This is a genomic window from Rhizobium sp. PAMB 3174 (genome assembly GCF_052908375.1).
This window is the reverse complement of sequence record NZ_CM128608.1, coordinates 4,110,335-4,137,075: the sequence shown is the minus strand read 5'-3', so window position 1 is coordinate 4,137,075 and position 26,741 is coordinate 4,110,335. Positions and strand designations below refer to the sequence as shown.

General features: G+C 62.1%; 28 protein-coding genes. 14 read left to right on the top strand and 14 right to left on the bottom strand.

Going from position 1 to position 26,741, the window contains the following annotated elements; all coding sequences use genetic code 11:
• Positions 1–114 precede the first annotated feature (114 nt).
• Positions 115–339 (bottom strand): aa3-type cytochrome c oxidase subunit IV, encoded by a 225-nt coding sequence (locus ACU5AY_RS19745; RefSeq protein ID WP_446822748.1) that lies wholly within the window; start codon positions 337–339, stop codon positions 115–117.
• Between the two features lie 363 nt (positions 340–702).
• Here ACU5AY_RS19745 and ACU5AY_RS19740 point away from each other — a divergent pair, with 363 nt between their 5' ends.
• Entirely contained in the window at positions 703–1,266 is a 564-nt protein-coding gene (locus ACU5AY_RS19740) for a TRAP transporter small permease subunit (RefSeq protein ID WP_446822747.1), read from the top strand.
• Between the two features lie 3 nt (positions 1,267–1,269).
• Positions 1,270–3,177 (top strand): TRAP transporter large permease, encoded by a 1,908-nt coding sequence (locus tag ACU5AY_RS19735; protein WP_446827476.1) that lies wholly within the window; start codon positions 1,270–1,272, stop codon positions 3,175–3,177.
• Positions 3,178–3,229: 52 nt separating this feature from the next.
• Here ACU5AY_RS19735 and ACU5AY_RS19730 read toward each other — a convergent pair whose 3' ends face one another.
• Both ACU5AY_RS19730 and ACU5AY_RS19725 read right to left on the bottom strand, forming a co-directional pair.
• Positions 3,230–3,898 carry an HAD family hydrolase gene (locus ACU5AY_RS19730; RefSeq protein ID WP_446827475.1) on the bottom strand — a complete coding sequence of 223 codons (669 nt, stop codon included), beginning with the start codon at positions 3,896–3,898 and terminating at the stop codon, positions 3,230–3,232.
• Between the two features lie 118 nt (positions 3,899–4,016).
• Positions 4,017–5,123, bottom strand: a complete 1,107-nt coding sequence (locus ACU5AY_RS19725; RefSeq protein WP_446822744.1) for a TRAP transporter substrate-binding protein — start codon at positions 5,121–5,123, stop codon at positions 4,017–4,019.
• A gap of 289 nt (positions 5,124–5,412) precedes the next feature.
• Here ACU5AY_RS19725 and ACU5AY_RS19720 point away from each other — a divergent pair, with 289 nt between their 5' ends.
• Positions 5,413–6,186 carry a gamma-glutamyl-gamma-aminobutyrate hydrolase family protein gene (locus tag ACU5AY_RS19720; RefSeq protein WP_446822743.1) on the top strand — a complete coding sequence of 258 codons (774 nt, stop codon included), beginning with the start codon at positions 5,413–5,415 and terminating at the stop codon, positions 6,184–6,186.
• Positions 6,187–6,189: 3 nt separating this feature from the next.
• Here the strand turns inward: ACU5AY_RS19720 and ACU5AY_RS19715 are convergent, their stop codons facing one another.
• From ACU5AY_RS19715 to ACU5AY_RS19705, 3 genes are all read right to left on the bottom strand, one after another.
• Positions 6,190–7,158, bottom strand: coding sequence for a 2-hydroxyacid dehydrogenase (locus tag ACU5AY_RS19715; protein ID WP_446827474.1), 969 nt, complete (start codon positions 7,156–7,158; stop codon positions 6,190–6,192).
• Positions 7,159–7,169: 11 nt separating this feature from the next.
• Positions 7,170–8,201: a LacI family DNA-binding transcriptional regulator gene (locus ACU5AY_RS19710; protein WP_446827473.1), complete on the bottom strand. Its 1,032-nt coding sequence runs from the start codon at positions 8,199–8,201 to the stop codon at positions 7,170–7,172.
• A 127-nt stretch (positions 8,202–8,328) separates the two neighbouring features.
• Positions 8,329–8,835: a MarR family winged helix-turn-helix transcriptional regulator gene (locus ACU5AY_RS19705; RefSeq protein ID WP_446827472.1), complete on the bottom strand. Its 507-nt coding sequence runs from the start codon at positions 8,833–8,835 to the stop codon at positions 8,329–8,331.
• 84 nt (positions 8,836–8,919) lie between these two features.
• On the opposite strand from ACU5AY_RS19705, the gene ACU5AY_RS19700 reads away from it, so the two are divergent.
• Positions 8,920–9,711, top strand: a complete 792-nt coding sequence (locus tag ACU5AY_RS19700) for a creatininase family protein (protein ID WP_446827471.1) — start codon at positions 8,920–8,922, stop codon at positions 9,709–9,711.
• On the opposite strand, the gene ACU5AY_RS19695 is transcribed toward ACU5AY_RS19700, so the two are convergent.
• Positions 9,697–10,218, bottom strand: a complete 522-nt coding sequence (locus ACU5AY_RS19695; protein WP_446827470.1) for a GNAT family N-acetyltransferase — start codon at positions 10,216–10,218, stop codon at positions 9,697–9,699. The two genes, ACU5AY_RS19700 and ACU5AY_RS19695, sit on opposite strands and share 15 nt — an antisense overlap.
• Positions 10,219–10,357: 139 nt before the next feature.
• On the opposite strand from ACU5AY_RS19695, the gene ACU5AY_RS19690 reads away from it, so the two are divergent.
• From ACU5AY_RS19690 to ACU5AY_RS19670, 5 genes are all read left to right on the top strand, one after another.
• Complete coding sequence (locus tag ACU5AY_RS19690; RefSeq protein WP_446827469.1) at positions 10,358–11,464, top strand: CobW family GTP-binding protein; 1,107 nt, start codon at positions 10,358–10,360, stop codon at positions 11,462–11,464.
• A complete protein-coding gene (locus tag ACU5AY_RS19685; RefSeq protein ID WP_446827468.1) occupies positions 11,464–12,450 on the top strand; it encodes a WD40 repeat domain-containing protein in 987 nt (328 codons plus the stop codon). The genes ACU5AY_RS19690 and ACU5AY_RS19685 overlap by 1 nt, the downstream gene beginning before the upstream one ends.
• Positions 12,451–12,456: 6 nt before the next feature.
• Positions 12,457–12,876: a DUF2267 domain-containing protein gene (locus tag ACU5AY_RS19680; RefSeq protein WP_446827467.1), complete on the top strand. Its 420-nt coding sequence runs from the start codon at positions 12,457–12,459 to the stop codon at positions 12,874–12,876.
• A gap of 182 nt (positions 12,877–13,058) precedes the next feature.
• The gene (locus ACU5AY_RS19675) at positions 13,059–14,909 is read left to right on the top strand and encodes a methyl-accepting chemotaxis protein (protein WP_446827466.1); all 1,851 of its coding nucleotides are present in this window, start codon (positions 13,059–13,061) and stop codon (positions 14,907–14,909) included.
• A 177-nt stretch (positions 14,910–15,086) separates the two neighbouring features.
• Positions 15,087–15,809, top strand: a complete 723-nt coding sequence (locus tag ACU5AY_RS19670) for an SH3 domain-containing protein (RefSeq protein ID WP_446827465.1) — start codon at positions 15,087–15,089, stop codon at positions 15,807–15,809.
• Between the two features lie 99 nt (positions 15,810–15,908).
• Here ACU5AY_RS19670 and ACU5AY_RS19665 read toward each other — a convergent pair whose 3' ends face one another.
• From ACU5AY_RS19665 to odc2, 4 genes are all read right to left on the bottom strand, one after another.
• On the bottom strand, positions 15,909–16,355 hold the full coding sequence (locus ACU5AY_RS19665) for a glyoxalase superfamily protein (protein WP_446827464.1): 447 nt from the start codon (positions 16,353–16,355) through the stop codon (positions 15,909–15,911).
• A 232-nt stretch (positions 16,356–16,587) separates the two neighbouring features.
• Entirely contained in the window at positions 16,588–17,277 is a 690-nt protein-coding gene (locus tag ACU5AY_RS19660; RefSeq protein ID WP_446827463.1) for an OmpW/AlkL family protein, read from the bottom strand.
• 305 nt (positions 17,278–17,582) lie between these two features.
• Positions 17,583–18,170, bottom strand: coding sequence for a GNAT family N-acetyltransferase (locus ACU5AY_RS19655; RefSeq protein ID WP_446827462.1), 588 nt, complete (start codon positions 18,168–18,170; stop codon positions 17,583–17,585).
• A gap of 75 nt (positions 18,171–18,245) precedes the next feature.
• A complete protein-coding gene (odc2, locus tag ACU5AY_RS19650) occupies positions 18,246–19,379 on the bottom strand; it encodes an ornithine/lysine decarboxylase (protein ID WP_446822731.1) in 1,134 nt (377 codons plus the stop codon).
• A gap of 523 nt (positions 19,380–19,902) precedes the next feature.
• Between odc2 and ACU5AY_RS19645 the strand changes: the two genes are divergently transcribed.
• The 3 genes from ACU5AY_RS19645 (at position 19,903) to ACU5AY_RS19635 (ending at position 22,540) form a co-directional block, all read left to right on the top strand.
• Positions 19,903–20,799, top strand: coding sequence for a LysR family transcriptional regulator (locus ACU5AY_RS19645; protein WP_446827461.1), 897 nt, complete (start codon positions 19,903–19,905; stop codon positions 20,797–20,799).
• 71 nt (positions 20,800–20,870) lie between these two features.
• Positions 20,871–21,503, top strand: a complete 633-nt coding sequence (locus tag ACU5AY_RS19640) for a DUF1007 family protein (RefSeq protein WP_446827460.1) — start codon at positions 20,871–20,873, stop codon at positions 21,501–21,503.
• On the top strand, positions 21,497–22,540 hold the full coding sequence (locus ACU5AY_RS19635; RefSeq protein WP_446827459.1) for a nickel/cobalt transporter: 1,044 nt from the start codon (positions 21,497–21,499) through the stop codon (positions 22,538–22,540). Before ACU5AY_RS19640 ends, ACU5AY_RS19635 begins: the two co-directional genes overlap by 7 nt.
• A gap of 11 nt (positions 22,541–22,551) precedes the next feature.
• On the opposite strand, the gene ACU5AY_RS19630 is transcribed toward ACU5AY_RS19635, so the two are convergent.
• Positions 22,552–22,758 carry a hypothetical protein gene (locus ACU5AY_RS19630; RefSeq protein WP_446822727.1) on the bottom strand — a complete coding sequence of 69 codons (207 nt, stop codon included), beginning with the start codon at positions 22,756–22,758 and terminating at the stop codon, positions 22,552–22,554.
• Positions 22,755–23,453: a GNAT family N-acetyltransferase gene (locus ACU5AY_RS19625; RefSeq protein ID WP_446827458.1), complete on the bottom strand. Its 699-nt coding sequence runs from the start codon at positions 23,451–23,453 to the stop codon at positions 22,755–22,757. The genes ACU5AY_RS19630 and ACU5AY_RS19625 overlap by 4 nt, the downstream gene beginning before the upstream one ends.
• Positions 23,454–23,661: 208 nt before the next feature.
• Between ACU5AY_RS19625 and ACU5AY_RS19620 the strand changes: the two genes are divergently transcribed.
• Positions 23,662–24,069 (top strand): MarR family winged helix-turn-helix transcriptional regulator, encoded by a 408-nt coding sequence (locus tag ACU5AY_RS19620; protein WP_446827457.1) that lies wholly within the window; start codon positions 23,662–23,664, stop codon positions 24,067–24,069.
• A 3-nt stretch (positions 24,070–24,072) separates the two neighbouring features.
• On the top strand, positions 24,073–26,061 hold the full coding sequence (locus ACU5AY_RS19615) for an FUSC family protein (RefSeq protein ID WP_446827456.1): 1,989 nt from the start codon (positions 24,073–24,075) through the stop codon (positions 26,059–26,061).
• Here the strand turns inward: ACU5AY_RS19615 and ACU5AY_RS19610 are convergent.
• Positions 26,036–26,737, bottom strand: a complete 702-nt coding sequence (locus tag ACU5AY_RS19610; RefSeq protein ID WP_446827455.1) for a tellurite resistance TerB family protein — start codon at positions 26,735–26,737, stop codon at positions 26,036–26,038. The genes ACU5AY_RS19615 and ACU5AY_RS19610 overlap by 26 nt on opposite strands.
• Positions 26,738–26,741: the final 4 nt, after the last annotated feature.

Here is a 26,741-nt window from a genome sequence, read left to right as displayed (position 1 = left end):
AACCACCGCTGGGCGACCGGCGGTGTCGTATGCTCTTCAGACTTTACCGAACATAAAAAAGCCGGCCCAGGCTCAAACGCCAGGACCGGCTTTTTGTATCTGACCGTGCGTTCGTTACTTCAGGAAGATGAAGCCGGCGACGCAGGCAATGATGAAGGTCAGGAGGCCGCCGAGGAAACCACCGGCGGTGAAAAAGCCGGCAGCCATGGCAATCATCAGCGCGACGACGATCATCGTGCCGTACTTGGCGGCGGCGATGAACATGTCGTAGGTCTTTTCGTGTTCCTGATAGTTCATCGGCGCACCGGTTTCGACCGGCCCAGTCGGATGCTCGCTCATCGTCTCTTGTCTCCCCTTTGCAAACCGATCGGACAAAGGCGATCCGTCGCCCGACCCGGTCGGAATCCCCGCGAAACGACGCATGCGGATTCCATCCACTCTCGATTAAGCCGATTACACAAATGCTCCGAAAAGTGCAATGGCCTTGGCGTGCCGCTGCCCGAATCGCTCCCTCGTACTTCCCGTCGCCGACGACGACAATACAACTACAAGTAACAGGACGCGGTGAACTCTCCCAGGATGCGGCAAAGGCGCGCAAATATAATTCACCTGGAGCGACTTACGCACCCAATTGCCCTTGACAGACGTTGCCATCGGTTGGGCGAGCCTTTAAGGACAATGGGCGCTTTGGGGAGGAATTCTATGCAGGCTCTACTGTCCTTGAGCCGGGTGATTGACGCGGTCACGCGTTTCATCGGTCGGTCCGTGTCATGGCTGCTGCTGGCGGCGGTGCTGATCAGCGCCGGCAACGCAGTGATACGCAAGGTGTTCGACATGTCGTCCAACGCCTGGCTGGAGATTCAGTGGTATCTCTACGGCGTCGTCTTTCTGCTTGCGGCCGCCTATGCGCTCTTGAACAACGAGCATGTCCGCATCGACATCATCTCCGGCTCCTGGAAGAAGCGCACCCGCGACTGGGTCGACCTGGTGCTGCACGTCATCTTCCTTCTCCCCTTCTCGTCGCTGATGGTCTGGCTGGCATGGCCGTGGTTCTGGACCTCTTTCAATTCCGGTGAAATGTCGCCGAATGCCGGCGGCCTGATCATCTGGCCCGCAAAGCTCGCCGTCCTCGCCGGCTTCATCCTCCTCACCGTCCAGGCCGTATCCGAAGTCATCAAGCGCGCGGCGGTGATCGCCGGAAAGCTCGATGACCCGCGCCCGGACAACCATGCCGACCATATCGCCGAGATCATGGAGAACCACTAAGCCATGATCGATCTTGTCGCCCACAACCTCGCGCCCATCATGTTCACCTCGGTGATGGCGCTTCTGCTTCTCGGCTATCCCGTCGCCTTCACGCTGGCCGCAGGCGGTCTCATCTTCTTCGTCATCGGCGTGGAATTTTCGACGATCTCGCCCGAGATCAAGCTGTTCTGGCCGCTGCTGCAGTCGCATCCCGAACGAATATACGGGATCATGTACAACGATACGCTGCTGGCGATCCCCTTCTTCACCTTCATGGGCTTGATCCTGGAACGATCGCGCATGGCGGAAGACCTGCTGGAAACGATCGGCCAGCTGTTCGGCCCAGTGCGCGGCGGGCTTGCCTATGCCGTCATCCTGGTCGGAGCGCTGTTGGGTGCGACAACCGGCGTCGTTGCCGCCTCCGTCATGGCCATGGGCCTCATCTCCATGCCGATCATGCTGCGCTACAGCTATCGCCCGTCGCTGGTCGCGGGCACAATCGCGGCATCCGGCACGCTGGCGCAGATCGTCCCGCCGTCGCTCGTCCTCATCGTGATGGCCGATCAGCTGGGCAGGTCCGTCGGCGACATGTATCTCGGCGCGGTCTATCCGTCGCTGATCATTGTCGCTGCCTACTGCCTCTACATCTTCGCGATGTCGCTGATCAGGCCGAAGTCGGTGCCGGCTCTGCCGGTCGAGGCGCGCACGCTCGGATCGGGCGTGACGTCGCTGATGGTCATGCTGGCGATTGCCGCCGCGCTTTACTATCTCGGCGACACCATCCTGTTCACGGCGATCAGCCCCGAATGGCGGCTCGTCGCCTCGCTGGCCTTCGGCATTCTCGTGATATACGCGGTCGCACTGATCAACGCACGGCTCAGCAACAAGATCATCTCGCGGCTGGCCGAACAGGTCATCATCGTGCTGATCCCGCCGCTGGCGCTGATCTTCCTGGTGCTCGGCACGATCTTCCTCGGCATCGCCACCCCGACGGAAGGCGGCGCCATGGGCGCCACAGGCGCGCTGATCCTCGCCTTCGCCAAGCGCCGGCTGAACATGACGACGCTGAAACATGCGCTGGATTCGACCACGAAGCTCTCCGCCTTCGTCATGATGATCCTGATCGGCGCCCGCGTCTTCGGCCTGACCTTCTATGGCATCAACGGCAATGTCTGGATCGAGGACCTGCTCTTGAGCCTGCCGGGCGGGGAATACGGCTTCCTGCTGGTGGTCACGCTGATTGTCTTCATTCTCGGCTGCTTTCTCGATTTCTTCGAGATCGCCTTCATCATGGTGCCGCTTCTGGCGCCGGTTGCCGAAAAGCTCGGCATCGACCTGATCTGGTTCGGCCTGATCCTCGGCATCAACCTGCAGACCTCGTTCCTCACGCCGCCTTTCGGCTTCTCGTTGTTCTACCTGCGCTCGGTCGCCCCGGCCGGCGCCTGGAAGGACCAGGCGACCGGCAAGATGATGAATGGCCTGAAGACGGTCGAGATCTACAAGGGCGTCGTACCCTACATCATCATCCAGTTCGCAGTGATCATGCTGATCATCGCCTTCCCCTGGCTCGTCACCCACTACAAGGACGAGGAGCCGCGCGTCGATCCGAATTCGGTGACGATCGACGTTCCGGGCTTCGGCACGGGCGATTCAGGCCTTCCCGGGCTGGGACTGCCGCCGCTGGGCGGAGCCGACCAGGGTTCGGGCAACAACAACCAACCGGCCTTTGGCCTGCCGCCGCTCAATCTCGGCACGCCCGGCGCAGCGCCGGCCCCGGATCAGGGCGGCAACAGCCAGCCCGCATTCGGCCTGCCGCCGCTGGATCTCAGCCCGCCCGGCTCGACGCCCGCACCGAATTCCGGTGATGCGCAGAAGCCGGCCGAGCCCGCCGATCCGTCGATGGATCTGAGCCAGCCGCCCAAGTTCAACTGAGGCCGAAGAAAACGAAATAACAGCCGCCGCGGAATCGCTTCCGCGGCGGTTTTCATGTGACACCGAGAATATCGGCCAGGGATTGGCGCACCGCGTGCAGATCCGGCGCGATCCTCACGCACAGGCGCTCGACCTCCGCCGTCGGCTCAAGCAGGTCGGGAACCATGACGGTCATCATCCCGGCGCTGGACGCCGAGCGGACGCCCGTATGCGAATCCTCGAGCGCCAGACACAGGGACGGCAGGGTCGCCAGCCGGGCCGCGGCGGTGAGATACGGATCGGGAGCCGGCTTGCCGCGCTCATAGTCTCCCCATGCGACGATTTCCCGGAAGTAGCCGCCGATGCCATGCATGCCCACATGGTGGTCCACGCTCTGCCGCCGCGAGGATGTCGCGATGGCGCAGGTAATGTCGTTCATCCGCAGAAACTCGAGCAGTTCTGGAACACCCGGCTTCATCTGCAGGCGGGTATCCGCGAGTTCCTGGAAATGCGCCAGACAGATGGTCCTGAATTCGTCGGTGGGAAAGTCGGCCCCGAACAACTCGACGAGGATCGAACGGATCGAATCCCAGGGATGCCCCAGCGTCCGGCGGAACATCTCGTCGTCCATGCGATGCCCGAGCGCGGTGATCGCCGCAAAACTTGCCTCACGATAGAGGACCTCCGTATCGAACAGCAGACCATCCATGTCGAAGACGACGGCGGCGGGGCGGCGAAGCATGGTGTTTTTTTCTCCGGATCGAGGCGGTTCGCCTGCCATAAACCACGCAGTGCGGAAACAAAAAAGCCCCGGACAGGATTTTGTCCGGGGCCCAATCGGTCAATGATGTTTCAGCAGATCAGAGCTTGCCCGAGCGCTGCTGGATCATCATGAAGGTGTCGAAGGTGTACTCGGCGATCTGCGCCCAGAGATAGGCATCCTTCTTGAACGCCAGCTGGTCGTCATAGACCTTCTTGAAGCTGGCGCTCTGGTTCGACAGGTCAGCGTAGATGCCAAGAGCGGCGTCATAGCAGGCAGCCATGATTTCCTGCGTAAACGGCCGGAGGACCGTGCCTTCCGCGACGAGCTGCTTGAGCGCCTGCGGGTTCTTCGTGTCGTACTTCGCCATCATGTTGGTGTTGGCGAATGCGCAGGCGTCAGTCAGGATCGCCTGGTAGTGCTTCGGCAGGTTGTTGTACTTGTCGAGGTTGAAGAAGGCGTGGACGACCGGACCACCTTCCCACCAGCCCGGGTAGTAGTAGTACTTGGCCACCTTGTAGAAGCCGAGCTTCTGGTCATCATACGGGCCGACGAACTCGGCGGCGTCGATGGTACCCTTTTCAAGAGCCGGATAGATGTCGCCGCCGGCGAGCTGCTGCGGCACGACGCCGACCTTTTCGACAACCTTGCCGGCGAGGCCGGCGATGCGGAATTTCAGACCCTTCAGGTCGTCGACCGTGTTGATTTCCTTGCGGAACCAACCGCCCATCTGCACGCCGGTGTTGCCGGCCGGCAGACCGTAGACGCCCTGCGTGGCGAAGAACTCGTTCAACAGCGTGTTACCGTTGCCCTGGTAGAACCAGGCATTCTGCATGCGCGCGTTCAGACCGAACGGAATGGCCGTTCCAAGAGCGAAGGTCGGCTCCTTGCCCCAGAAATAATACGAGGTCGTGTGCGCGGCTTCGACCGTGCCCGCGGCGACGGCGTCAAGCGCCTGGAGACCAGGCACGATTTCGCCGGCGGCATAGGGCTGGATGGTGAAGTTGCCGTCCGTCGCTGCTGCAACGCGCTCCGAAATATCGACGGCGCCGCCGTAGATCGTGTCGAGCGATTTCGGGAATGACGACGTAATGCGCCACGTAATCTTCGGATTTTCCTGAGCGATGGCCGGCGCGGCCAGTGTGGCCGCCGCAGCGGCACCAGCCCCTGCAACACCCGCCTTCTTGATGAATGAACGACGATCCATAAATAAACCTCCCAAGTTTAAGCTGTGCCGGCTCCCCTGATTTGATCGTAATCGCCGAACACTGCGAGACATAACCATTTTGCATCAAGCGTTTCAAGCATTTCGACTTTCATTCGTCCGGCTTTCGCATTGCCTTCGCGGGAAATTCATCACCTTGCGGCAGCTCAACCTTGCAAAAGTCGAAAAGTGCTCCGAATATTGGCCAGCGCCACTGCTTCCCGGTTGACAGTGAGGCGGGCGCGGATAGTCAAATGACAGGATCGAATTCGAACCGAAGGTCGCATCGCACATGTCGAAGCCCATCGTCGCAGTCCCGGCTGATATCCGCTTTTTCACGGAGACGAACTGGCACTGCGCCCAGAACCAATATCTGCAAGCGGCACTTGATGTCTCGGGCGTGATGTCCTTCATCATTCCGGCCTTCGAACACGGCAATGAAACGGATGCCATCCTCGACCGTGTCGACGGACTGCTCGTCACCGGTTCGGCGACCAACGTCCATCCCTCGCTTTATGGCCAGGACGCCAGGGAGGAGGACGGGCCGTTCGACCCGGGCCGCGATGCCACCAGCCTGCCGCTCATTCGCCGCGCGCTCGATCGCGGCATTCCGATGCTGGCGATCTGCCGGGGCATACAGGAATTGAACGTGGCCCTCGGCGGCACGCTGGCAAGCGAAATCCAGGACCAGCCGGGCGTGTGGGACCACCGCAAGCCGGAAGACGTCCACCGCGATGAAGCCTTCGGCATCCGCCAGGGCGTCTTCGTCAAGGAAGGCTCCTGCCTCGCCAGATATCTCGGCACCGGCGAAATCCAGGTCAACTCGCTGCACCGCCAGGCAATCGCCAGGACCGCGCCAAATCTGCAGGTCGAGGCGGTGGCGGAAGATGGAACAATCGAGGCGGTCTCGGTCATCGATGCCAGGAACTTCGCTATCGGCGTGCAATGGCATCCCGAATACTGGGCGAAGACGGACACGCCGTCGCGCCAGATCTTCGAAGCCTTCGGTGATGCGGTCCGCGCCTATGCTGGCGCCAAGGCAGGCATGGCAGCCGCCGCCGAGTAAGTTTCAGCCGTTCTTCTGTGGCGTTTCCGGCACCGGCGTCAGCGCGCGGCCTTCGGCAAACCATTCGATCAGGTTGTCGACCACGAGGTCGGCCATGCCATTGCGTGTCGGCACCGAGGCCGAGGCGACGTGCGGCAGCAGCGAGGCGTTCGCAACATCGATGAGCGCCTGCGGCACGTGCGGCTCGTCATAGAAGACGTCCAGCCCGGCAGCCGCGATGGTGCCGTTCTTCAAGGCCGCGGCGAGATCGTCCTCATCCACCGACCAGCCACGCCCGGCATTGACGAAAACGCCGTTGGATCCGAGGGCCGAGAGGATTTCGGCATTGATCACCTTGTGGGTCGCGTCCGTCTTCGGAACAATCGAGATCAGCGTGTCGACGTCACGTGCCATGTCGAGAAGCGATGCGTAATGCTTGTAGGGTACGTCGGTTCTCGGCGTGCGGGTGCAATAGCTGATCTTCAGCTTGAAGGGCTCCAGCCGCTTGGCGATCTCCAGCCCGATCCGCCCGAGACCGAAAATGCCGACATGCCGTCCGGCAAGCGACAGCGGCGACAGCGGGAACGGACCTTCCTTTTCCCAGCGACCATCGCGCAGCCACTGTTCGGCCTGCGGCAGGCGGCGGATCGTGTTGATCAGCAGCGCAACCGTGGTATCGGCAACCTCGTCGTTCAGCACGTCGGGCGTATTGGTGACGATGATGCCGCGCTTGGCCGCATGCCCGACATCGACCGCATCATAGCCGACGCCGAAGCTGGCGATCACTTGCAGATTGGGCAGCATGTCCATCCATTCAGCGCTGAAGCCGCCGAAAGCAGCCGCCGCGCCGCGAATTTCGCCGCGCTCCGTCTCCGATAGCGAGGCCGGCCCGTCGATCTCCATCAGCCGCAGGTCGAATTTCTCCTTGAGGCGTTCGAGAACGCGCGGATGGCTCTTGACGGATGCGAGGATCGGAATGCGGGTATCGGACATGGGGCGGGGGCTCAGGATCTGTGTGATGACGACGAAATCGGGTTGGTCGATTGCCGGATGCGCATTTCCGGCTTGATGAGGTGCAGGCCGTCAGGCCTGTGGCTGCCGCTCAATTTGTCAAGCAGCGCGCGGGCGGCCAGTCGCCCGACCTCCGCCTGCCCGTTCCAGACCGTCGTCAGCGCCGGCGTGGCGATCGCCGCTTCCTCAAGGTCGTCGTAGCCGGTGACGGAGATATCGTGGCCGGGGACGAGACCGGCGCGCGAGATGCCGTTCATCAGGCCGATCGCCACCAGATCGTTCCAGCAGACGGCCGCGGTCGGCTTCTGCGGCAGAGACAGGAAATGCACTGCCGCCTCGAACCCGCCCTGCTTGCTGCGCGGGCCGGGAATGCGCAGGTTCGGGTCGACCTCTATGCCGGCCTTCTTCAGCGCCGAGGCATAGCCGAGATAGCGGTCGCGGCCCGTCGAGGTCTGGTCGGTGCCGCCGATCATGGCGATCGTCCGGTGGCCGAGCCCGATCAGATGGTTGGTAGCGAGCGCGATGCCGTAGCTGTCGTCACCGCGATAGGTGGGAACGTCGATCCCCTCCATCTGGCGCGCGACCAGAATGGCCGGCATGCCGTTGTCTTCCGCCAGCTGGATATCTTCCTTCGGCGTCCCGATCGCCGGCGACATGATGACGCCGTCACCGCCGAGCTGCAGCAGCGTCTCGATGAAGGTCCGCTGCTTCTCGACGGAATCGTAATGGTTCGAGAGGATGAAGGTGTGCTGGCTGCGGTCGAGCTCGCTTTCGATCGCCTTCAGGATTTCGCCGTAGAACGGGTTCATCACATCGTGCACGACAACGCCGATGATGCCCGATCGGGACGTTCTGAGGCTCGCCGCGCGGCGATTGTAGATGTAGCCGAGAAGTCGCGCCTGATCCTTGATGCGTTCGCGCGTGGCAATCGCGACCAGCGGGCTGTCGCGCAGCGCAAGCGATACCGTAGCCGTGGAAATGCCGAGCGACTCGGCGATCGTCGATAGTTTGACCTTTTGAGCCACGACCCCTCCTGATCAAGCGATCCGGCCCGAGGCGGTGCCAGTCCGGCTTGCCGGACAAGCTTTAAAAAATTTAATTCAAGAATTCAAACGAAAAGCGATCCGGCAGAAGGCCGTCCACATGTTGCGGTTAATCAAGTTGATCGTCGGCCTCGGCGGGGTCCAGGTTGCGCGTGATCGCCATCAGCGACGCCGTCAGCGCCCGAATATCCTTGTTGGAAAGCCCCTTCGTGGCCCGCTTTTCGCTGACCTTGAGCGCCTGCTCGATCCCCTCCACGGTATTGCGTCCGGCATCGGTCAGGAAAACCTTGGTCAGGCGTCCATCGCCGCCGTCGCTGCCGCGCGTGACGAACCCCTGCGCTTCCATGCGGCCGATCGTACGGGTCATGGTCGGCGCCTTGACGCCAAGCCGCAGCGCGATCGCGCCGGCGGTCAGTCCGTCCTCCTTGGCAAGCGCGAGAATGACGCCCTCCTGCCCGGCATAAAGCCCGCATGCAGCCAGCTGATGGCTCTGTTCGGTACGCAGCGAGCGGGCCGCCTGCGTCAATGCCGACGCCAGGTCCTTGCCGCCGGCTTCCGCAAGCTTCGCCTTCTTGACGGACTTGTCCTTCTTGCCGTCCTTTTTCTTCTTGCCCATTTTCCCGCCGAACTCTTACTAGGAATATCGAACCATTTCAGGCTCACTGAACGTCCAATACAGAAAATAGCGAGCAACCGCCATATGCCCATTCCCGCCAGACGTTTCGAAGACAACGACCCGGCGCTCGGCCCGTCGGAGAAAAGCCGGTGGATTGCGGTCCTGCCCTTAGGCGCTCATGAGCAGCACGGCCCCCACCTGCCGTTCGATACGGACCGGCTGATCGCCGAAGGCATCGCCCGCCGACTGGCCGAAAGCCTTCCCGACACCCTGCCGGTGACCATCCTTAAAACCGAGCCGGTCGGCTATTCCATCGAGCATATGGATGTTCCCGGCACCAGGACACTGTCTTATTCGGAAGCGGTGGAGCGGTGGCTTGCGATCGCCGAAGACCTGTCGCGGCAGGGTATCCGCAAGCTCGCCATGCTGAACGCCCATGGCGGCAATTCTCCGCTGATGACCATCGTCGCGACCGAAGCGCGGGTGCGCTTCGGCATGCTGGCAGTCGCCACCAGCTGGACGCGCTTCGGTCAGCCGCAAGGGCTGATCACGCCGGAAGACAAGGCGATCGACATCCACGGCGGCGATATCGAGACGTCGGTGATGCTGGCGCTTCACCCGGAACTGGTGGACATGACGAAGGCCCGCGCCTTTCCCTCCCGACAGAGCGATTTCGCCCGGCGGTTCCAGCATCTGCGCGCCTACGGTCCGCACGCCTTTGGCTGGAAGATGGCCGATCTCAACCGCGACGGGGTGGCCGGCAATGCAGCTGCGGCGACAGCGGAAAAAGGCGAACGCCTTCTCGCCCATGCGGTCAGGGGCATCATCGAGCTGCTTCAGGACGTGGACGCCTTCGACCTGTCAGAGCTTGCCTAGCCGCCGGCGCATGAAGACCCGGCGGCTCTCATCGAGCCCCTTGGCGATATGCTCGTCCCGGATGGCGCGCATGGCCGGCGACAGCGCCTCTTCCTCGAGGACCCGAAAGCCAATCCGTTCGTAGTAGGGTGCGTTCCAAGGCACGTCCCGGAATGTCGAAAGCAGGAGCGTGGAAAGCCCCGCCTCGACCGCCGCCTCGGCGACACGGCCGATCAACGCGGAGCCGATGCCCCGGCCGGCATATTCCTGCAGCACATCCAGTTCCTCGATATAGGCTGAGCTTTCGACTTGCCGGTAGAGAATGAAGCCGACAGGCCAGCCGGAGGATGCGACAAATAGCCTGCCGTCGCGGATATGCTCCGCAAGATCCGACGCAGCTGTCGGCCTTCCATCGGCGATCTCGGACATGCCAATGGTGCGAAAGCGCTGAGCGGCCTGCCGTTCTATGTCCTGGTAGACGAAGGTCTCCTCCAGCATACCGGGCCTTATGATGTAATCTGCCACCATGCGCCGTCCCTCCTTGGGGAAGCCCGCTGCAAAACCCTTTGAACTCCTCTCTTCTATTGCCTATATGAACCGGGATCGAATTCAAGCTCCCAACAGCTCTAATTTAGGTTCTTCTAGGAACCTTCCGAGTGAGGTTTTCATGTCCGATACCGCCCAAAGCCCCATCCCCGTAACCGTCCTGACCGGTTACCTCGGCGCCGGAAAGACGACGCTCCTGAACCGTATCCTGTCGGAAAGCCACGGCAAGAAATACGCCGTCATCGTCAACGAGTTCGGCGAGATCGGCATCGACAACGACCTGATCGTCGAGTCCGACGAGGAAATCTACGAAATGAACAACGGTTGCGTCTGCTGCACCGTGCGCGGCGACCTGATCCGCGTGGTGGAAGGACTGATGCGCCGCCCGGGCCGCTTCGACGGCATCATCGTCGAGACGACCGGCCTTGCCGACCCCGTGCCGGTCGCCCAGACCTTCTTCATGGACGAAGACGTGCGCGCCAAGACCGAGCTCGACGCCGTCGTTGCGCTGGTCGATGCCAAGCATCTGCTGCTGCGCCTGAAGGACAGCCGCGAAGCCGAAGACCAGATCGCCTTTGCCGACGTCATCGTCGTCAACAAGACCGACCTCGTATCGCATGAGGAGCTGCACCAGGTCGAGGATGTCGTGCGCGCCATCAATCCGTCCGCCCGCATCTACGCCACCACCCGTTCGGGCGTCGATCTCGCCAAGGTCCTGAACCAGGGTGCCTTCAATCTCGAGCGCGCGCTGGAAAACGATCCGCATTTCCTCGACCACGACGACGAGGACCATGTCTGCGGCCCGGACTGCGATCATGATCATCACCACCATCATGGCCACGACCACGATCACGACCATCACCACCATCACCATGATCACAGTCATGACCATGGGCACCACAACCACGGCCCCTCGCCCATCCACGACGTGACGGTCACGTCGCTGTCCTTCCGCGCCGGCGAGATGAACCCGGAACGCTTCTTCCCGTGGATCCAGAAGGTCACCCAGACCTTCGGCCCGCAAATCCTGCGCCTCAAGGGCATCATCGCGTTCAAGGGCGACGACCATCGTTATGTCGTCCAGGGCGTCCACATGATCATCGAGGGCGATCACCAGCGTCCGTGGAAGGAAAGCGAGAAGCGCGAGACCCGCCTCGTCTTCATCGGCCGCGATCTCGACCGCGAAAAGCTGGAAGCCAGCTTCCGCGCCTGCGAGGCAGCCGCCTGATGCCGACGGTCGCGCCGCTCGACATCGAAGGTTATGTCGTCTCCGCCGCCTTCCTGAATGATGTGCCCTTCTTCGCTGCCGCCTCCGGTCAAATCCATCGGCTGGATGGCGGCGACAAGGTCACCGAGGCCCATCAGGGTCTTCTCTCCTGCGTCAAGGATCCCTATTCCGAAACGCTGATCACCGGCGGCGAGGACGGCAAGGTCAATCGCATCGGCGCAGACGGTTCCGTCTCGCTCGTCGCCGAAGCGCCGCGCAAGTGGATCTCGGTCGTTACCGGTGGGCCGCAGGGTGCGGTCGCCTATGCGCATGGCCGCTCGGCGCTCGTAAAGCTTGCCGACGGCACGGAGAAGGAATTCGCCGAGCAGCGCACCGTCGAGGGCATCGCCTTCGCGCCGAAGGGCTTGAGGATCGGCGTGGCGCGCTACAACGGCGTGACCCTGCATTGGGTCGGCACCGCCGGACAGCCCGTCGATCTGGAATGGAAGGGCGCCCATACCGGCATCACCTTTTCGCCGGACGGACGCTTCGTCGTCACCACCATGCAGGAGAACGCGCTGCACGGCTGGAAGCTCGACGGCAAGCCCGGCGACGCCCGTCACATGCGCATGACCGGCTATCCGGCCAAGGTCAAATCGCTGTCATGGTCGCCGAAGGGCAAATGGCTCGCGTCCTCCGGCGCGCCCGCCGCCATCGTCTGGCCGTTCGCCAGCAAGGACGGTCCGATGGGCAAGGCACCGCTGGAACTCGGCACGCGGGCCGACATCATGGTCACTTCCGTCGCCTTCCACCCCACCGACGAGGTGCTCGCCATCGGCTTCATCGACGGCATGATCCTGGCCGTCCGCATCGCCGACAGCAAGGAAGCGCTGCTGCGCCGCCCTGGCAAAGGCGCGGTCACGTCGATGGCCTGGAACCGTTCGGGCAAGCAACTCGCCTTCGCATCGGAAGCAGGAGACTGCGGCGTCATCGACATTTCGGGCTGACGGCAGATGCCGATGCCGCAGGAGTACTTTCAGGCCTCACGCGACTTCGAGCGCTACATGGCGGACCTGAAATCAATGTCGCTGCTGGCCACGCATCACCAATGTTACGCAATGACACGGGCGGTGCTGCATGTGTTCCGCTCGCATCTTCCGGTCGTCGATGCTCTTGCGTTCGCCGATGTTCTCCCACCGGTTCTCAGAGCGATTTTCGTCGAGGATTGGGATGCCTCCCAGCCAGTGATACCCTTTTCCGACAGAGAAACACTCACCCGAGAAGTCCGCACGGTCCGCGCGAACCACAACATTTCACCCGAAAGCGCCATCGCGGATGTAGCAGCCGCAGTCCGCAAGAACATCGATCCGCAGGATTGGCAGATCGCGCTAGACAGACTGCCGGCAGATGCGCGCAGCTTCTGGGAAATTTGACCGCGCCGTCAATCTTGTTCTGCAACCACTAATAAAGAAGCCTTCTCAAAGGCTTTAGAGTGCATCCAACCTAGGTTGTCTTTTGTTCGGGACAGTACAATCCGACACAAAAGACTGGATTCACCGATACTTAATCATCTTCCCGCAAAATTTGACAAAGATTAAATTTTGAGGGCCCCCACATGAAACTTCTGTCGCGTTTTGGCTTGGTCAAGACGGTCACCATCTTGAGTGCCGTTGTCACGCTCGCCGCGCTTGCCGCCATTTTCGTCGTCGCCTGGCAGGTGATTTCCACCAACATACGAACCAATGCGATCGACGGCCAGAACCGCAGCCTTCGCATTGCGGCCGAAATCGTCAGCCGCGACGTTCCCGGCACGAAGGTGACCTACGACAAGAACGGCAACATCGACAAGATCATCATGGAGACGGTTCCGACGGACGTGAAGGATCACGCCATGATCGACAGCGTCGGCCGTATCTCCGGCGAGACGGCGACGATCTTCGCATGGGACGGCGCATCGAAGGACTTCTGGCGCCAGACGACCAATATCGTCAAGCCCGACGGCAATCGCGCGGTCGGCACGCAGCTCGGGCAGAACGGCGCCGTCTATCCCGTCGTCACCAGGGGCCAGACATATCGCGGCGAGGCCGTCATTCTCGGCAAGCCCTATTACACGATCTACCAGCCGATCTTCTCGCCGTCGGGACAGGTGACCGGCATTCTCTATGCCGGTGTCGACGCGCAGGAAATCAACGCCGTCGCAAGCGAAATCGGCGTCAAGGTGGGCATCGCCGCCATCCTCGCAACGCTCGTCGCAGCCTGTCTGATCGCACTGGCGATGCGCGCGGCACTCGGCGGGCTGCCGAAGCTGACGGCCGTCGCCCGGCGCATGACGGACGGTGATCTCGCGGTCGAGGTACCGAATCTGACGCTCGGCAACGAGATCGGCGATCTGTCGCGCGCCATCGACATCTTCCGCCGCAACGAGCTCGAAGCCCGCGAACTGCGCAAGCAGTCCGAGACCATCCGCGAAAACGCCGAACGGGACCGCGCCGCCACCGAGAGCGAGAAGTCCCGCGAGGCCGATCTCATCCGCCGCTCCGTCGACCGTCTGGCCGAGGGCCTGACACGTCTGTCGCAGGGCGACCTGACGGTCAGCATCGATGACCATTTCCACGGCGACATGGAGCGCGTGCGTACCGACTTCAACGCCTCGGTCCGCAAGCTCAACGAAACCCTGACCGCCGTCAGCACCAACGCCCGCTCGATCGACGACAGCGCCGCGGAAATGCGCTCCGCATCCGACAACCTCTCCAAGCGCACCGAACAGCAGGCGGCATCGCTGGAGGAAACCTCCGCCGCTCTCGACGAGATCACCACAACCGTCAGCAACGCGTCGGCTCGGGCGCGCGAAGCCGCCCAGATGGTCGATGCCGCCAAGAAAAGTTCCGAAGCCTCCGCCCAGGTCGTCGCCGATGCGATTGCCGCCATGGGCCGCATCGAGGGCGCATCCGGCGAGATCTCATCGATCATCAACGTCATCGACGAGATCGCCTTCCAGACCAACCTCCTTGCGCTGAATGCCGGCGTCGAGGCCGCCCGTGCCGGTGAAGCCGGCAAAGGCTTTGCGGTCGTTGCCCAGGAAGTTCGCGAACTGGCGCAGCGCTCGGCCAATGCCGCCAAGGACATCAAGGGCCTGATCGAGAAATCGGGTCACGAAGTGCAGAACGGCGTCACCCTGGTACGCAATACCGGCGAAGCGCTGCAGGCGATCGCCTCGCAGGTCGCCCGGATCAACGAGTCGATCGGCGCCATCGCGACGAGCGCCGGCGAACAGGCGACCGGCCTCAACGAGGTCAACTCGGCCGTCGGCCAGATGGACCAGATGACACAGCAGAACGCGGCGATGGTGGAAGAGACGGCGGCCCTGACACACCGGCTCGCATCGGATGCCCAGGCCCTGGCCGGACTGATCGAACAGTTCAAGCTGAGCCAGGCGGCCGCAGCAAAGAGAAGCTACGCGGCCTAGTCCACGAAAGTCTGTCTAAAGTTGAAACAAGAAGAGCGACGATGTAGATCGCCGCTCTTCTTTTATGCAGATGAATGAAATCTAAACGGAGACTTCACAACGCGTTCAGCCGCCACGGTGTTATCTTCTTCTCACCGGCATGAGGACAGCATGCCGACCATCCAGAGGAGAGAGACAATGAGCAACTTCAGCAAGGCCTCGGGCACAGTCCTGGCAATCGCAATATCCCTTCTTGCCGGCAGTGCGCTGGCAGCGCCCGGTATCGCCACCGGCAACGTCAATGTCCGCACCGGACCCGGCACGAACTTTTCCAAGGTGGACCAACTCTATAACGGCGAACATGTCGAGATAAAGGAATGCGCATCCGGCTGGTGCTTCGTCGAGCACACCGGCACCGATGGCTGGGTCAGCAGCAACTTTCTCGCCGTCGGCGGCAATAACGGCCCCGCGGACGACGAGGAGGAAGCAGACGGCAACGGCCCGGGCAACCCGCTCGAAGACTGCGGCATCCAGATCGGCCCCGGTGGTGTGCAGATGGGTTGCGGCGCCGGCGCGCCATCCAACCAGCCCCCTCCGCCACCCAAGCCGCAGCCGCCGAAGCCGCAGCCGCCCAAGCCCCCGATTCCGCCGAAGCTGCCGCCCAAGCTGACGCTCAACCAGGTCTGCTTCTACAGCAAGGTGAACTACCAGGGCTCGCATTTCTGCGTTTCGCCGGGCAAGTCGAATGCCAAGCTTCAGGGCTTCTGGAACGACCGGATTTCCTCGATCAAGCTCATCGGCTCGGCCAAGGTCATGGTCTGCAAGGACTGGTACATGAGCGGCACCTGCACGGCCATTACCCAAAGCCGGCCGACGCTGCTCTTGATGAACAACAAGGTCTCGTCCTTCAAGGCTTTCTGAGCCAAACGGCAAGTCGAAAAGCAAAAGACCGGCGGAGTATTCTCCGCCGGTCTTTTTGTGTTCGTAGTGCATGCAGGCCTTTCGGCAATCGCGTGGCCGTCACCACGCAAGCTCCAGGTGAGGGCGCCCGTTCGAGGTCTTCTCGACGGTGCAGCCGTCTTCGCCGATCGTGCACGACACCCGCTTGCGAAACGCCGAGAAGCTCTCGAACGTGACGACATCGACAGGCTCGTCGAAATCGAGCGTGATACGGTAGCGCCCCGGCTGCGCCGAGATCGCCTGCACCCCGATGATCTCGCCGGAAAACGCCTGGCCGAGATAATGGCCGGAGACCCGCGACCCCAGCACGTAGGGATTGAGCGGCGGCCGGTTGCCGGCGATCGCCGCAAGCGTGTTCCAGTCGCGAAGACCATATTGCTTCGCGATCAGTTCCAGGGCTTTCGAATGACTTATGGAAGCTCCCTCGCCTTCCAGTGAAGAGCGCAGGCGCTTGGCCTGGTCCTTCAATGCATGAAGGGCGGGCAGCGGCATGGATAGTCCGCTCATGACAGTCCTCTTTTCCGGCATCCCGGTCTGGCCTGATAATGTGGGTGCCCGCATTGCCACCGGCCGGATGCCTTGAAAAAGCATGAACCGTGTCTCTTTAAAGAGGGAACTTCACCATGGGCTTCTTGTTAAAAAAGCCAGCGAGCGGCAGGGGTTCCAGCCCTTGCCGCCCGAGATAGTGTCTGACCTCGAAATTGTCAATCCGCGGGCCGCCTCCCGCGAGCGACACCGCCTAGAAGCGGTATGTGACACCGGCGCCGATCAGCCAGGGATCGAGCTTGGCCTTGCCGCTGATCGGCGTGCCGTTCAGCTTGGCGTCGTAGTCGGCGTCGAGGAAGATCTTCTTGACGTCGAAGTTCAGGCCCCAGTGATCGTTGACCATGTAGTCGAAACCGACCTGCAGGGCGACGCCGAAGGTATCCTTCACCTTCAGGTCGGTGACAGAGCCATTGCCGTCCTGATTGTAGAACATCGTGTAGTTCACGCCGGCGCCGAGATACGGCTTGAAGGCGCCGAAATCGGTGAAGTGGTATTGCAAAGTGAGGGTCGGCGGCAGGATCCAAGTCTTGCCGATCCGCCCGAGACCGCTGATCTTTCCGTCGCCATAGATATTGGAGTAGGTCGTCCCGAGGATCAGTTCAGCCGCGATATTGTCGGTGAAGTAGTAGCTGATGTCGAGTTCGGGAATGACCGAGTTGCTGTAAGAGAGATCCGATCCCGACACGCCATCGACTTTACCATCGTCATTCGGCAGCACGCCGAGACCACGGACGCGGACCTGCCAAGGGCTGAGCGCAGCCGCCGGCGCTTCTGCCGCTGTGGTTGCAGGCGCAAGATCGGCCGCCATGGCCGCCGGTGCCGCGGCAGTGAAGATTGTTGTTGCAGCCAGTGCGAAAGTCCAAGCCGTCCAGCGAATGCCCATTTCCATTTCTCCTAAAACAAACAAGGTCATGCCTCGCGCGGAGTAAAGCGGAGCCAAAAAGCGGACGATTGATTCAGATCAACGAAGGGATCGCCTGCGACAAAAAAAGCGAGAGCGAATAGACATACGTTAAGTTGCAATCTGCTTGGAATGGCATCCGTCAAGAATGGCGATTGATGACCGTTTTATCAGGAAAGGAAAAACGAGGCCGGAGCCCAATCGAATCGGCCGCCGACGATGATTCGCCGACGGCCGATTGCGTCAGAAACTGGCTTCGCGGAATTCGCCCGCGATGCTTGGCCGGATCAGGCGGCCCTGCGCAGCGCCTGCATGGCGGGCTTGCGGCCCGCCGCCGTCAGCACGCCTGCAGCGCCGTCAAGCCAACCGTCGACGAGTTCCAGCGCCAGGAAGCGCGCACGCTCGAACGGCCCCGGCATGACGAGATGCTGGGTCTTGTCGGCGAAGAAGCCGAAGCGTTCGTAATAGGCAGCGTCGCCGACAAGCAGGATGGCGCCGTGGCCGCGCATCTTGGCTTCCATGATCGCATGCCGCATCAGCGCGCCGCCGATGCCCTTGCCCTCATGGGCCGGGTCGACCGCAAGCGGGCCGAGCAGAAGCGCCTTGACCGGCGTGCCGCGCGAATCAATGCCTGCCTCGATGTCCCACAGGCGCACCGTGCCGATGACCTGGCCGGCGTCGTCGCGGGCCACGAAGGCAAGGCCTTCGGACGGAAGGCGGCCACGGCGCAGCTTCTCCGACGACTTGCGGCGGCGATTCTTGCCCATGGCCTGGTCGAGCAGGCTCTCGCGGGCGGCAACATCGCCCTGATGTTCAACGTCGAGTACGAACGCCGGCGCAAAAGATGCGTGCACGGCACCAAGAACAGCGGCCATGGCGGCCTCCCCATTCCCTAGAAACTTCGAAAATTTGTGAGATTGCCGCTCCGGCTGTTCGCCGGAGCAGGCCGATCAGATCACGTAGGACTTCAAGGGCTCGAAGCCGTTGAAGGCGACCGCCGAGTAGGTGGTCGTGTAGGCGCCCGTGCCTTCGATCAGAACTTCGTCGCCGATCGAAAGCGTGAGCGGCAGCGGATACATGTTCTTCTCGTACATCACGTCGGCCGAATCGCAGGTCGGGCCGGCCAGCACGCAGGGCTCCATCTCGTCACCGTCCCGTTCCGTGCGGATCGGGTAGCGGATCGCCTCGTCCATGGTTTCGGCGAGACCGCCGAACTTGCCGATGTCGAGGAAGACCCATCGGTGATTGTCGTTGTCCGACTTCTTCGAAATCAGGACGACTTCAGCCTTGATGGTGCCGGCATTGCCGACCATGCCGCGGCCGGGCTCGATGATCGTCAGCGGCAGGCGGTTGCCGAAGTGCTTGCGCAGCGCACCGTTGATGGCCAGGCCGTAGGCTTCCGCCGTCGGGATGTCCTTCAGGTACTTCGTCGGGAAGCCACCGCCCATGTTGACCATCTGCAGGTTGATGCCCTGCTTGGCGAGCGACACGAACACGCGCTTGGCATCGGCGAGCGCCGAATCCCAGGCATCGACCATGGTCATCTGCGAACCGACATGGAACGAGACGCCATAGGATTCGAGGCCCAGCTGATGGGCGTAGACGAGCACGTCGACAGCCATCTGCGGCACGCAACCGAACTTGCGCGACAGCGGCCATTCCGCACCTTCGCCGTCCGTCAGCACGCGGCAAAATACGCGTGCGCCGGGAGCCGCGCGGGAAATCTTTTCGACTTCCTCGTGGCTGTCGACGGCGAAGAGAGAAACGCCGAGCGCGTGAGCGCGGGCAATGTCGCGCTCCTTCTTGATCGTGTTACCGTACGAAACGCGCTCGGCAGTCGCGCCGGCGTCAAGCGCCATTTCGATTTCGGCAACGGATGCGCAATCGAAATTGGAGCCGAGGCTGGCGAGCAGACGAAGAATTTCGGGGGCCGGGTTGGCCTTGACGGCGTAGTAGATGGCGCTGTCCGGCATGGCCTGACGGAACGTTTCGAAGTTGCCACGCACGACGTCGAGGTCAACGACGAGGCACGGACCTTCCGGACGGCGGTTCTTGATGAAGTCGAGGATGCGTGCAGTCGTCATCGTGTTACCCTTTCGAATTCCAATGTTCCGGAGAAAACCGGAGGACAAAAGCTGTCGGGCGCTCTGCACGAAACCGGCCTTTGGAGCTGCCGGAGCCATGAATAACGCTCGATACGCGAAGGCGAACCAAAACCCGCGAAGGTTTCAATTCTGCTTTGTCTGCCTTGGATTGGTTGGGGAACCCGACCGCACTTCCGGCAATGAAGGTGTGCCTCTTCAGTAACCCCGGCTGTTGGAAAGCCGGCAGACACCAGAAAGGCCCGCACCGTCGTTGCTTCAAGATGTCCTCGCATCACCGGTTGGCCGGAGAAACGACTGGAGGGGTTAGTTCCAGGTACCTTACCGTGTCCCTCACCTTGTCGAGAGATCGGCGGACACCCACAGGCACGTGCGACTTTGGGCAAGCGAGGAGATATGGTTTCTGCCTGTAATAATCAAGAGTTTTTTGATCGATTTCTTCAAAAAAACATTGAACGGCCTTGCTCTTTCCGTTCAATAATCCCGCACAAAGCAGGAGCTCTGAATGGACACCCTCACCCGCATCCGCGCCTTCATCGACGTCGTCGAGGCCGAAGGCTTTTCCGCTGCTGCCAGACGGACGGGCCGGTCCAAGGCGCTGCTGTCGAAATATGTGCGGGAACTCGAAGACGAACTCGGTGCGCTTCTCCTGAACCGCACCACCCGGCAATTCTCGATGACGGAGGCCGGCCACACCTATTACCGCTCGGCGTCCGACATCCTCAAGGAAATCGACAGCCTTGCTGACCTCGTGCGCGAGAACAATGCGGACCTGAAAGGCAAGCTCCGCATCACCGCACCGCGCACCTTCGTCGATGCCGAGGTCGGCCAGTCGCTGATCGACTTCATCGTGGAGCATCCGGACCTGTCACTGGAAATTTCCTCGGAGGACCGCTTCGCCGACCTCATCGAGGAAGGGTTCGACGCCGCCATCCGAATCACCAAGATGGAGGATTCCGGCCTCATCGCCCGCAAGATCAGCGACTTCCAGGTCCTGGTCTGCGCCTCCGTCGAGTTCATCGAGAAGTACGGCCCGCTTGAGCGCCCGCAGGACCTGACCAACGTGCCGTTCCTGGTGGATACCAATGCCCGCTCGCACAACAGTCTGCGGTTCAACGATCCCGCGGGCGGCGGCTTCAACGTCAATGTCAACGGCCCGCTGGAGGTCAACAGCCCGCGCGCGACGCTGCGCGGCGCTCTTGCCGGGCTTGGCGTCGCGGTCGTGCCGGACTTCGTGGCCCGCAGCCACGTCGAATCAGGCGCTCTTGCGAGCCTGTTCGAGGATTACATGGCCAAGGACAGGGGCATCTACGTCGTCTATCCGCACCGGCGCTATCTGCCGGCCAAGGTCCGGACCTTCGTCGACTTCATGTCGAACTGGTTCAAGAAGACGCAGGAATGAATGTTGAACCCGCCGTATTTCGGACTCTTTCATAACCAAGGAAAGAAATACCGTTCAGGAAAGACCGACGCATGAAGAAGATTGCGCTGACAGCGTTCATATGCCTGCTGCCACTGTCGGCGTTTGCCCATCCGCATGTCTTTGCCGACGCCAAGCTCGAAGTCGTCGAAGGGCCGAACAAGACCCTCCTCGAACTCAAGCACACCTGGTATTTCGACGAGGTGTTCTCCTCCAGCGTCATGATGGACTATGACAAGAACACCGACCTCAAACTGGAACCGGATGAACTGGCGGACATCTCCAACACGGTCGTCAATTCGCTGGCCGACTACAGCTATTACACGCTGGTGACGGTGAACGGCAAAGACGTGGTCATGGCGCATCCGCACTACATCAAGGCGGATTTCAAGGACAATCGCCTGCTGATCACCTTCGCGATCAAGCCGGAAAAGCCCCTGCCGCTGAAGGGCAACATCAGCGTCGGCGCCTATGATCCGAGCCTCTACACCGCCCTCGATTTTACCAGCGACAGCGACTTCAAGCTCGACGGCAAGGATTTGAACGCCTGCAAGCATGCGGTGATCCGTCCCGATCCCGACCAGATCATCAGCCAGAATCAGGCGAGCCTGACGGATTCCTTCTTCAGCGATCCGACCACCATCCCATCCAAGCTCGTCGCCACCCGGCTGGACCTGACATGCTGAAGCGCCGCGGCGAACTGAAGGCCGTCCTGCTCGCCCTGTCGATAGCAACCGTCCTGACCGCCGCCGCCCATGCGCAATCCTCGCTCGGTCTCGGCACTGCGGAGCCGGTCGTCAGCCTCGGCAGCGGCGGACCGCTCGCGCCGCTGTTCGCCTGGGTCAACGTCCAGCAGCAGGCTTTCTATCGAGCCCTGACCGGCGCACTGAAGGAAATGCGCCAGAACCCCTGGGCGCTGTGGTCGCTGGTCACCCTGTCGTTCACCTACGGCATCTTTCATGCCGCCGGCCCCGGTCACGGCAAGGCGGTCATTTCCTCCTACATGATCGCCAACGAAACGGAATTGAAGCGCGGCATCGTGATCTCATTTCTGTCGGCCATGACGCAGGGGCTGGTGGCGATCCTGGCGATCGGCGCCGCCTTCTTCCTGCTGCGCGGCACCGGCATCTCCGTCACCAAGACCACCTGGGGTCTGGAAATCGCCTCCTATGCGCTGATCGTGCTCTTCGGGCTCAACATGCTCTGGCGCAAGCTCAGGTCGATGGGCCGCAAGCCCCCCGTGGCTGCCTCGCTTTTCGACGACCACGATCACAGTCTCTGCACCCATGACCATGCCCTCGCATTCGCCGGCGCCGGACGCGGAAACAAGCGGCAGGCGTTCGTCTGCGACACCTGCGGCCATTCGCATGGCGCCGATCCGGCCATGTTGAAAGGCGAGCGGTTCGGCATCAGCGAGGCGTGGGCGGCGATCATCGCCGTCGGCCTGCGCCCCTGCTCCGGCGCGCTTCTCGTGCTTACCTTCTCGCTGCTGAACGGCCTTTATCTCGGCGGCCTTCTCTCCGTCTTCGCCATGTCATTGGGCACGGCCATCACGGTCGCGACGTTGGCGACCCTTGCCGTAACCGCGAAGGACGTCGCCGTCCGCGTCGCAGGCGGCGGCTCACGCCTGGGCATGATGCTGTCGAACGGCATCGAGATACTCGGCGCCGTCATGGTGATCGTCTTCGGGCTGATGCTACTCGGCGCATCGCTGACCGCGTAAAGCCGGACTATCTATCGCCGGCGCTGGTAGCGCGACCTGAGCCAGAAGATCAGGAAGAAGGCGAGGATGACGAGGGCGCCAAAGGCGAAGCCAAGCAAGGGCGAATAGCCGCCGAGCCAGAGGACGATCTTCGGCATCAGCAGCAGCGCCAGGCTGACACCAACCAGGATCGCCGCCGCCGCGATCATCGCGCTGCGGGAATTGTTTTCGTTGCTCACGATCGCACCTCTGCGGACATTGCGTTGCGGATGTCGGCAAGTTTTCGCCGCTCCTGACCTGCCGTATCGAAATTTTCCGGATCGAGCCAGACTTCGAAGGCGGCTTTCAACAGGGGCCACTCCTTGTCGATCATCGAGAACCAGGCGGTATCGCGGTTGGCGCCCTTGGAGATGACGTGCTGGCGAAACAGCCCCTCGAAGGTGAAGCCGTAGCGGACCGCCGATTTCTTGCTGGGCTCGTTGGCATTGTGGCATTTCCACTCGTAGCGGCGATAACCGAGATCCTCGAACACATGACGGGCCATCAGATAATGCGCCTCCGTCGCCATCGGCGTGCGCGCCATCGCCGGACCATGGGCGACAGAGCCGACCTCGACGACACCATTGGCCGGATCGGCGCGCATATAGTTGGCCATGCCAACGACCTCACCAGTCTTCCGGTTGACGAAGACCTCGGTCACCCAGCCGCCGGTCTTCTGGCCGGCATCGAGCCAGTCGGCAAAGGCATCGGCGGTTTCGAAGATCGGGCACGGAAAATAGGCCAGAAGGTCGTTGATCTTCTCCGCACCGCCGAATGCGCGCCACAGGGCCTCCGCATGCTTATCCCGGACGTAAGGCACCAGGGCGACGGTCCGGCCTTCGATGGCGACCGGTTGCGGTGCAGGGCGGGGTTTCCAGTTGGCGAGGTCGTTCATGGTCGTCCGGAGCGGCTGATTGCGGAAGGCGCGATAGGATCACATAGCCGCTCCGCCTTCAATGGCAGGCGTCGCCGCGGCACGCCGATTTTCGATGACGTCACGTATCGCTTCTTGACAAATATATTGCATCAACATTATTTGAATTCAAACAATATGGATTGCACCAATGTCTCCTGACGAACAACGGCGTGGCCTTGGAATTCTCATGGCCGGCCTGCAGCGCCGTTGGCGCCGCCTCCTCGACCATGTTCTCGCCGAGGCCGGCTTCAACGACGCCACATGGCCACCCCTGCTGCACCTCGCCATCACCGGCGACGGCATCAACCAAACCGAGCTCGCCGCGCGTGTCGGTCTCGACGGTTCCAGCCTCGTCCGGCTGCTCGACATCATGGAATCCCGGAGCCTGATCGAGCGCAGGCCCGGCGCGGACGACAGGCGCACGAAGCTGATCTTCCTCACGCAGGAAGGGCACAGCGCAGCGGAGGACGTCCGCACGATCATCGCCAGGGCGGAGACCGAAATTCTCGGCGATATAAACGATGACGAAATTGCACTGATGACCGACGCCGTCTTCCGGATCGACGATCGCATCCAGAATTTCAACGGGCGCTGAGAGATGACCACAAAGACAACGGCTATCGGCATGCTGAAACGTCTCGGCTTCGACGAACAGATCCTCCCCTATGCCATGCGGACCGCGCTCGCCGCCTGTATCGCACTGTTCTGCGCCTGGCTGCTCCGTCTGGAGCACCCGCAATGGGCCGCCATGACCGTCTGGGCGGCATCGCAACCCGTGCGCGGCCATCTCCTTGAAAAGGGACTGTTCCGCGTCATCGGAACGCTGATCGGCGTGGTCTTCGGCATCGCCCTGATGTGGACCGCGGACGGCGACCCTTTCATCCTGACGCTAGGCCTGACCGTCTGGATCGCCCTCTGCGCCGCCGTCGGAAACCTGCTGCGTTCGTTCGCCGCCTATGGTGCGATGCTCGCCGGCTATTCCGCCGCGATGGTCGCCCTGCTCGAAGCAACGCATCCGGACAAGATCGTGGAACTCGGCGTGGATCGCTTCCTGACGATTACCGTCGGCGTCGGCGTCGCGCTGCTGGTCGGCTGGTTCTTTGCCAGACGGCAGGAGACCGACCCGATCCTCCGCCAGACCCTGAAACTGACGTCAACACTGCTGCGCCGGGTCGCCGCTGACCTTGCCGGCAACGACAAGCCGCACGATCGCGACGAAGAGCAGGCCGTCCTGCTGGCGGAGATGGCCGCGGTCGAGGACATGCTCGACGGCCACGGCGCGGGTTCATTGCGAAGGCGCCGCGCCTCCCGCGATATCCGCATTCTGCTGATCCGCCACATGGCCCTGATGGCCGGTCTGCGCGACGTCTCCCTGCCGACCGACGGACCGCTCTCCGAGACGCTCCACAGTCTTTCAGACGCGCTTGCGGATCATTCCCACGCAGCGGAAGCCACGAAACATCTACGCCATGCGCTGGACCTTTCGGCGAACCGCCCCCAAATTCACGACATGCTGCGGGCACTGGATATCCTGCTGCGCGACGGCACGGACCATGCCACCGCCTCCTTCCGCGGTCATGAAAGTCTCGCTCTCCACCGCGACTGGCTCGGCGCCCTGCAGGCGATGATCCGCGCCGGCGTCACCATATTTTTGATCGGCATGGTCTGGACCGTAACCGGCATTTCCGTCGGCCCCTTCATGATGCTCGGCGCCTCGATCATGGTGACGATCTTCTCCGCCTTCGACGCGCCGCATGTCATGTTGAGATCCGTCGTGTTCGGCCAGGCTTTCGGCGCGTTGGGCGCCATCGCCTGCCGCTGGCTCGTCTGGCCACTTGCCTCCTCCGAGGTCGGGCTGCTCCTCCTCCTCGTGCCCTTCATCCTTGTCGGCGGACTGATGACCGCCAACCGCAAGACGGCCCGCTTCAGCTTCGACTACAACATGGTCCTTCTTCTGCTGTTGCAGCCCGCACTGCCGCTCGCCGGCACGGTGAGCCACAGCTTCCTGATGATGGGCGCGGTCGTGGCCGGCCCGGCGCTCGGACTTGCCGCATTCACGCTGATCTACCCCATCAGCCTGCAACGGCGTTTCGACACGCTGATCGCGATGATGGTGCACGACCTGGAGGCTATGAGCGCGCCCGATGGCCATCGCCATGATATCGAGGTATGGCGGATGCGTTTCTATCATCGAGTGCTGCGACTGATCCGGCTTGCCGGACGCATCGGCGAGGCGGACATTACCGCGGCACGCACGGGCATGACGATATTTGCTGTCGGCAAGGCGGTGCGCCAGATCCACGAAGCGGTTGATGCCCGAACAGCGAATGCAGAAATCGGCGACCGGCTGCGCCTGACCTTGCGCGATCTGCAATCCCTCTCGAGGGATCCGCAGCGCTGCGCCCGTTCACTCGAGCGCTTGGCCTCATATCTGCGCGCGGAAGCCGGCACGGAAACAAGCCTTCTTACCCGCGCATCGGCCTTGATCGACGAAAATGCCGCTCACCTCCGACGCGCCGAAAAGGCCGGCTTGCGCGGCCTGTTTCCGGCTATGCTGGCTTTCAGGCCGAGCGTGACGCGGCCATGACTGTCGCCTCGATGTGCTCGACCAGCGGATCGGGAAGGCCCAGCCGTCCGGCCAGCAGGTCGAGATAGCCGCGCTCGGTGCGCGTGTCCGGATCGATCGTCAGGCGCGAAACCGTATAGACCTCGACGCGCTGCTCTTCCGTTTTGGCGCCGGCCACCAATTCGGCAATGCCGAGCGGCGCGGCCAGTTCCCGCTCCAGGAACTGCCCGGCCTCGTCGTCAATCGCGGAAAGCCGGATCTTGTCCATGATGTTGGCGCGTTCGCTGGCATCGATATGGCCATCGGCATTCGCCGCCGCGATCATCGCCCGCAAGAGATGCAGGGCGAAGTCATTGTCGGTCTGCTGCAGGGAAAAGCCGGAGTCGGTCGGCGGTGGCAGCATGGCCGGCTCGGCCGGAACATTGCCGCTCTCGGCCGGCGCCTTGCCCGCCTGATAATTCTTGTAGGCCTGGTATCCGAGGCCGGCGACGACGGCCAGCCCCCCAAGCTTCAGGGCGCTGCCGGTCAGCGAACGTCCCGTCTTGGTGCCGAGCAGGATACCGGCGATCGCGCTGGTCGCCAGCGGATTGTCCTTCGCCGTCTGCCAGGCGCCGCTTGCCTTGTCCTTGACCGTTCCCGTGGCTCCGGGAACCTGCGAACCGAGGAACTGGTCCAGCAATTTCTTGGCGTCGAACATCTTT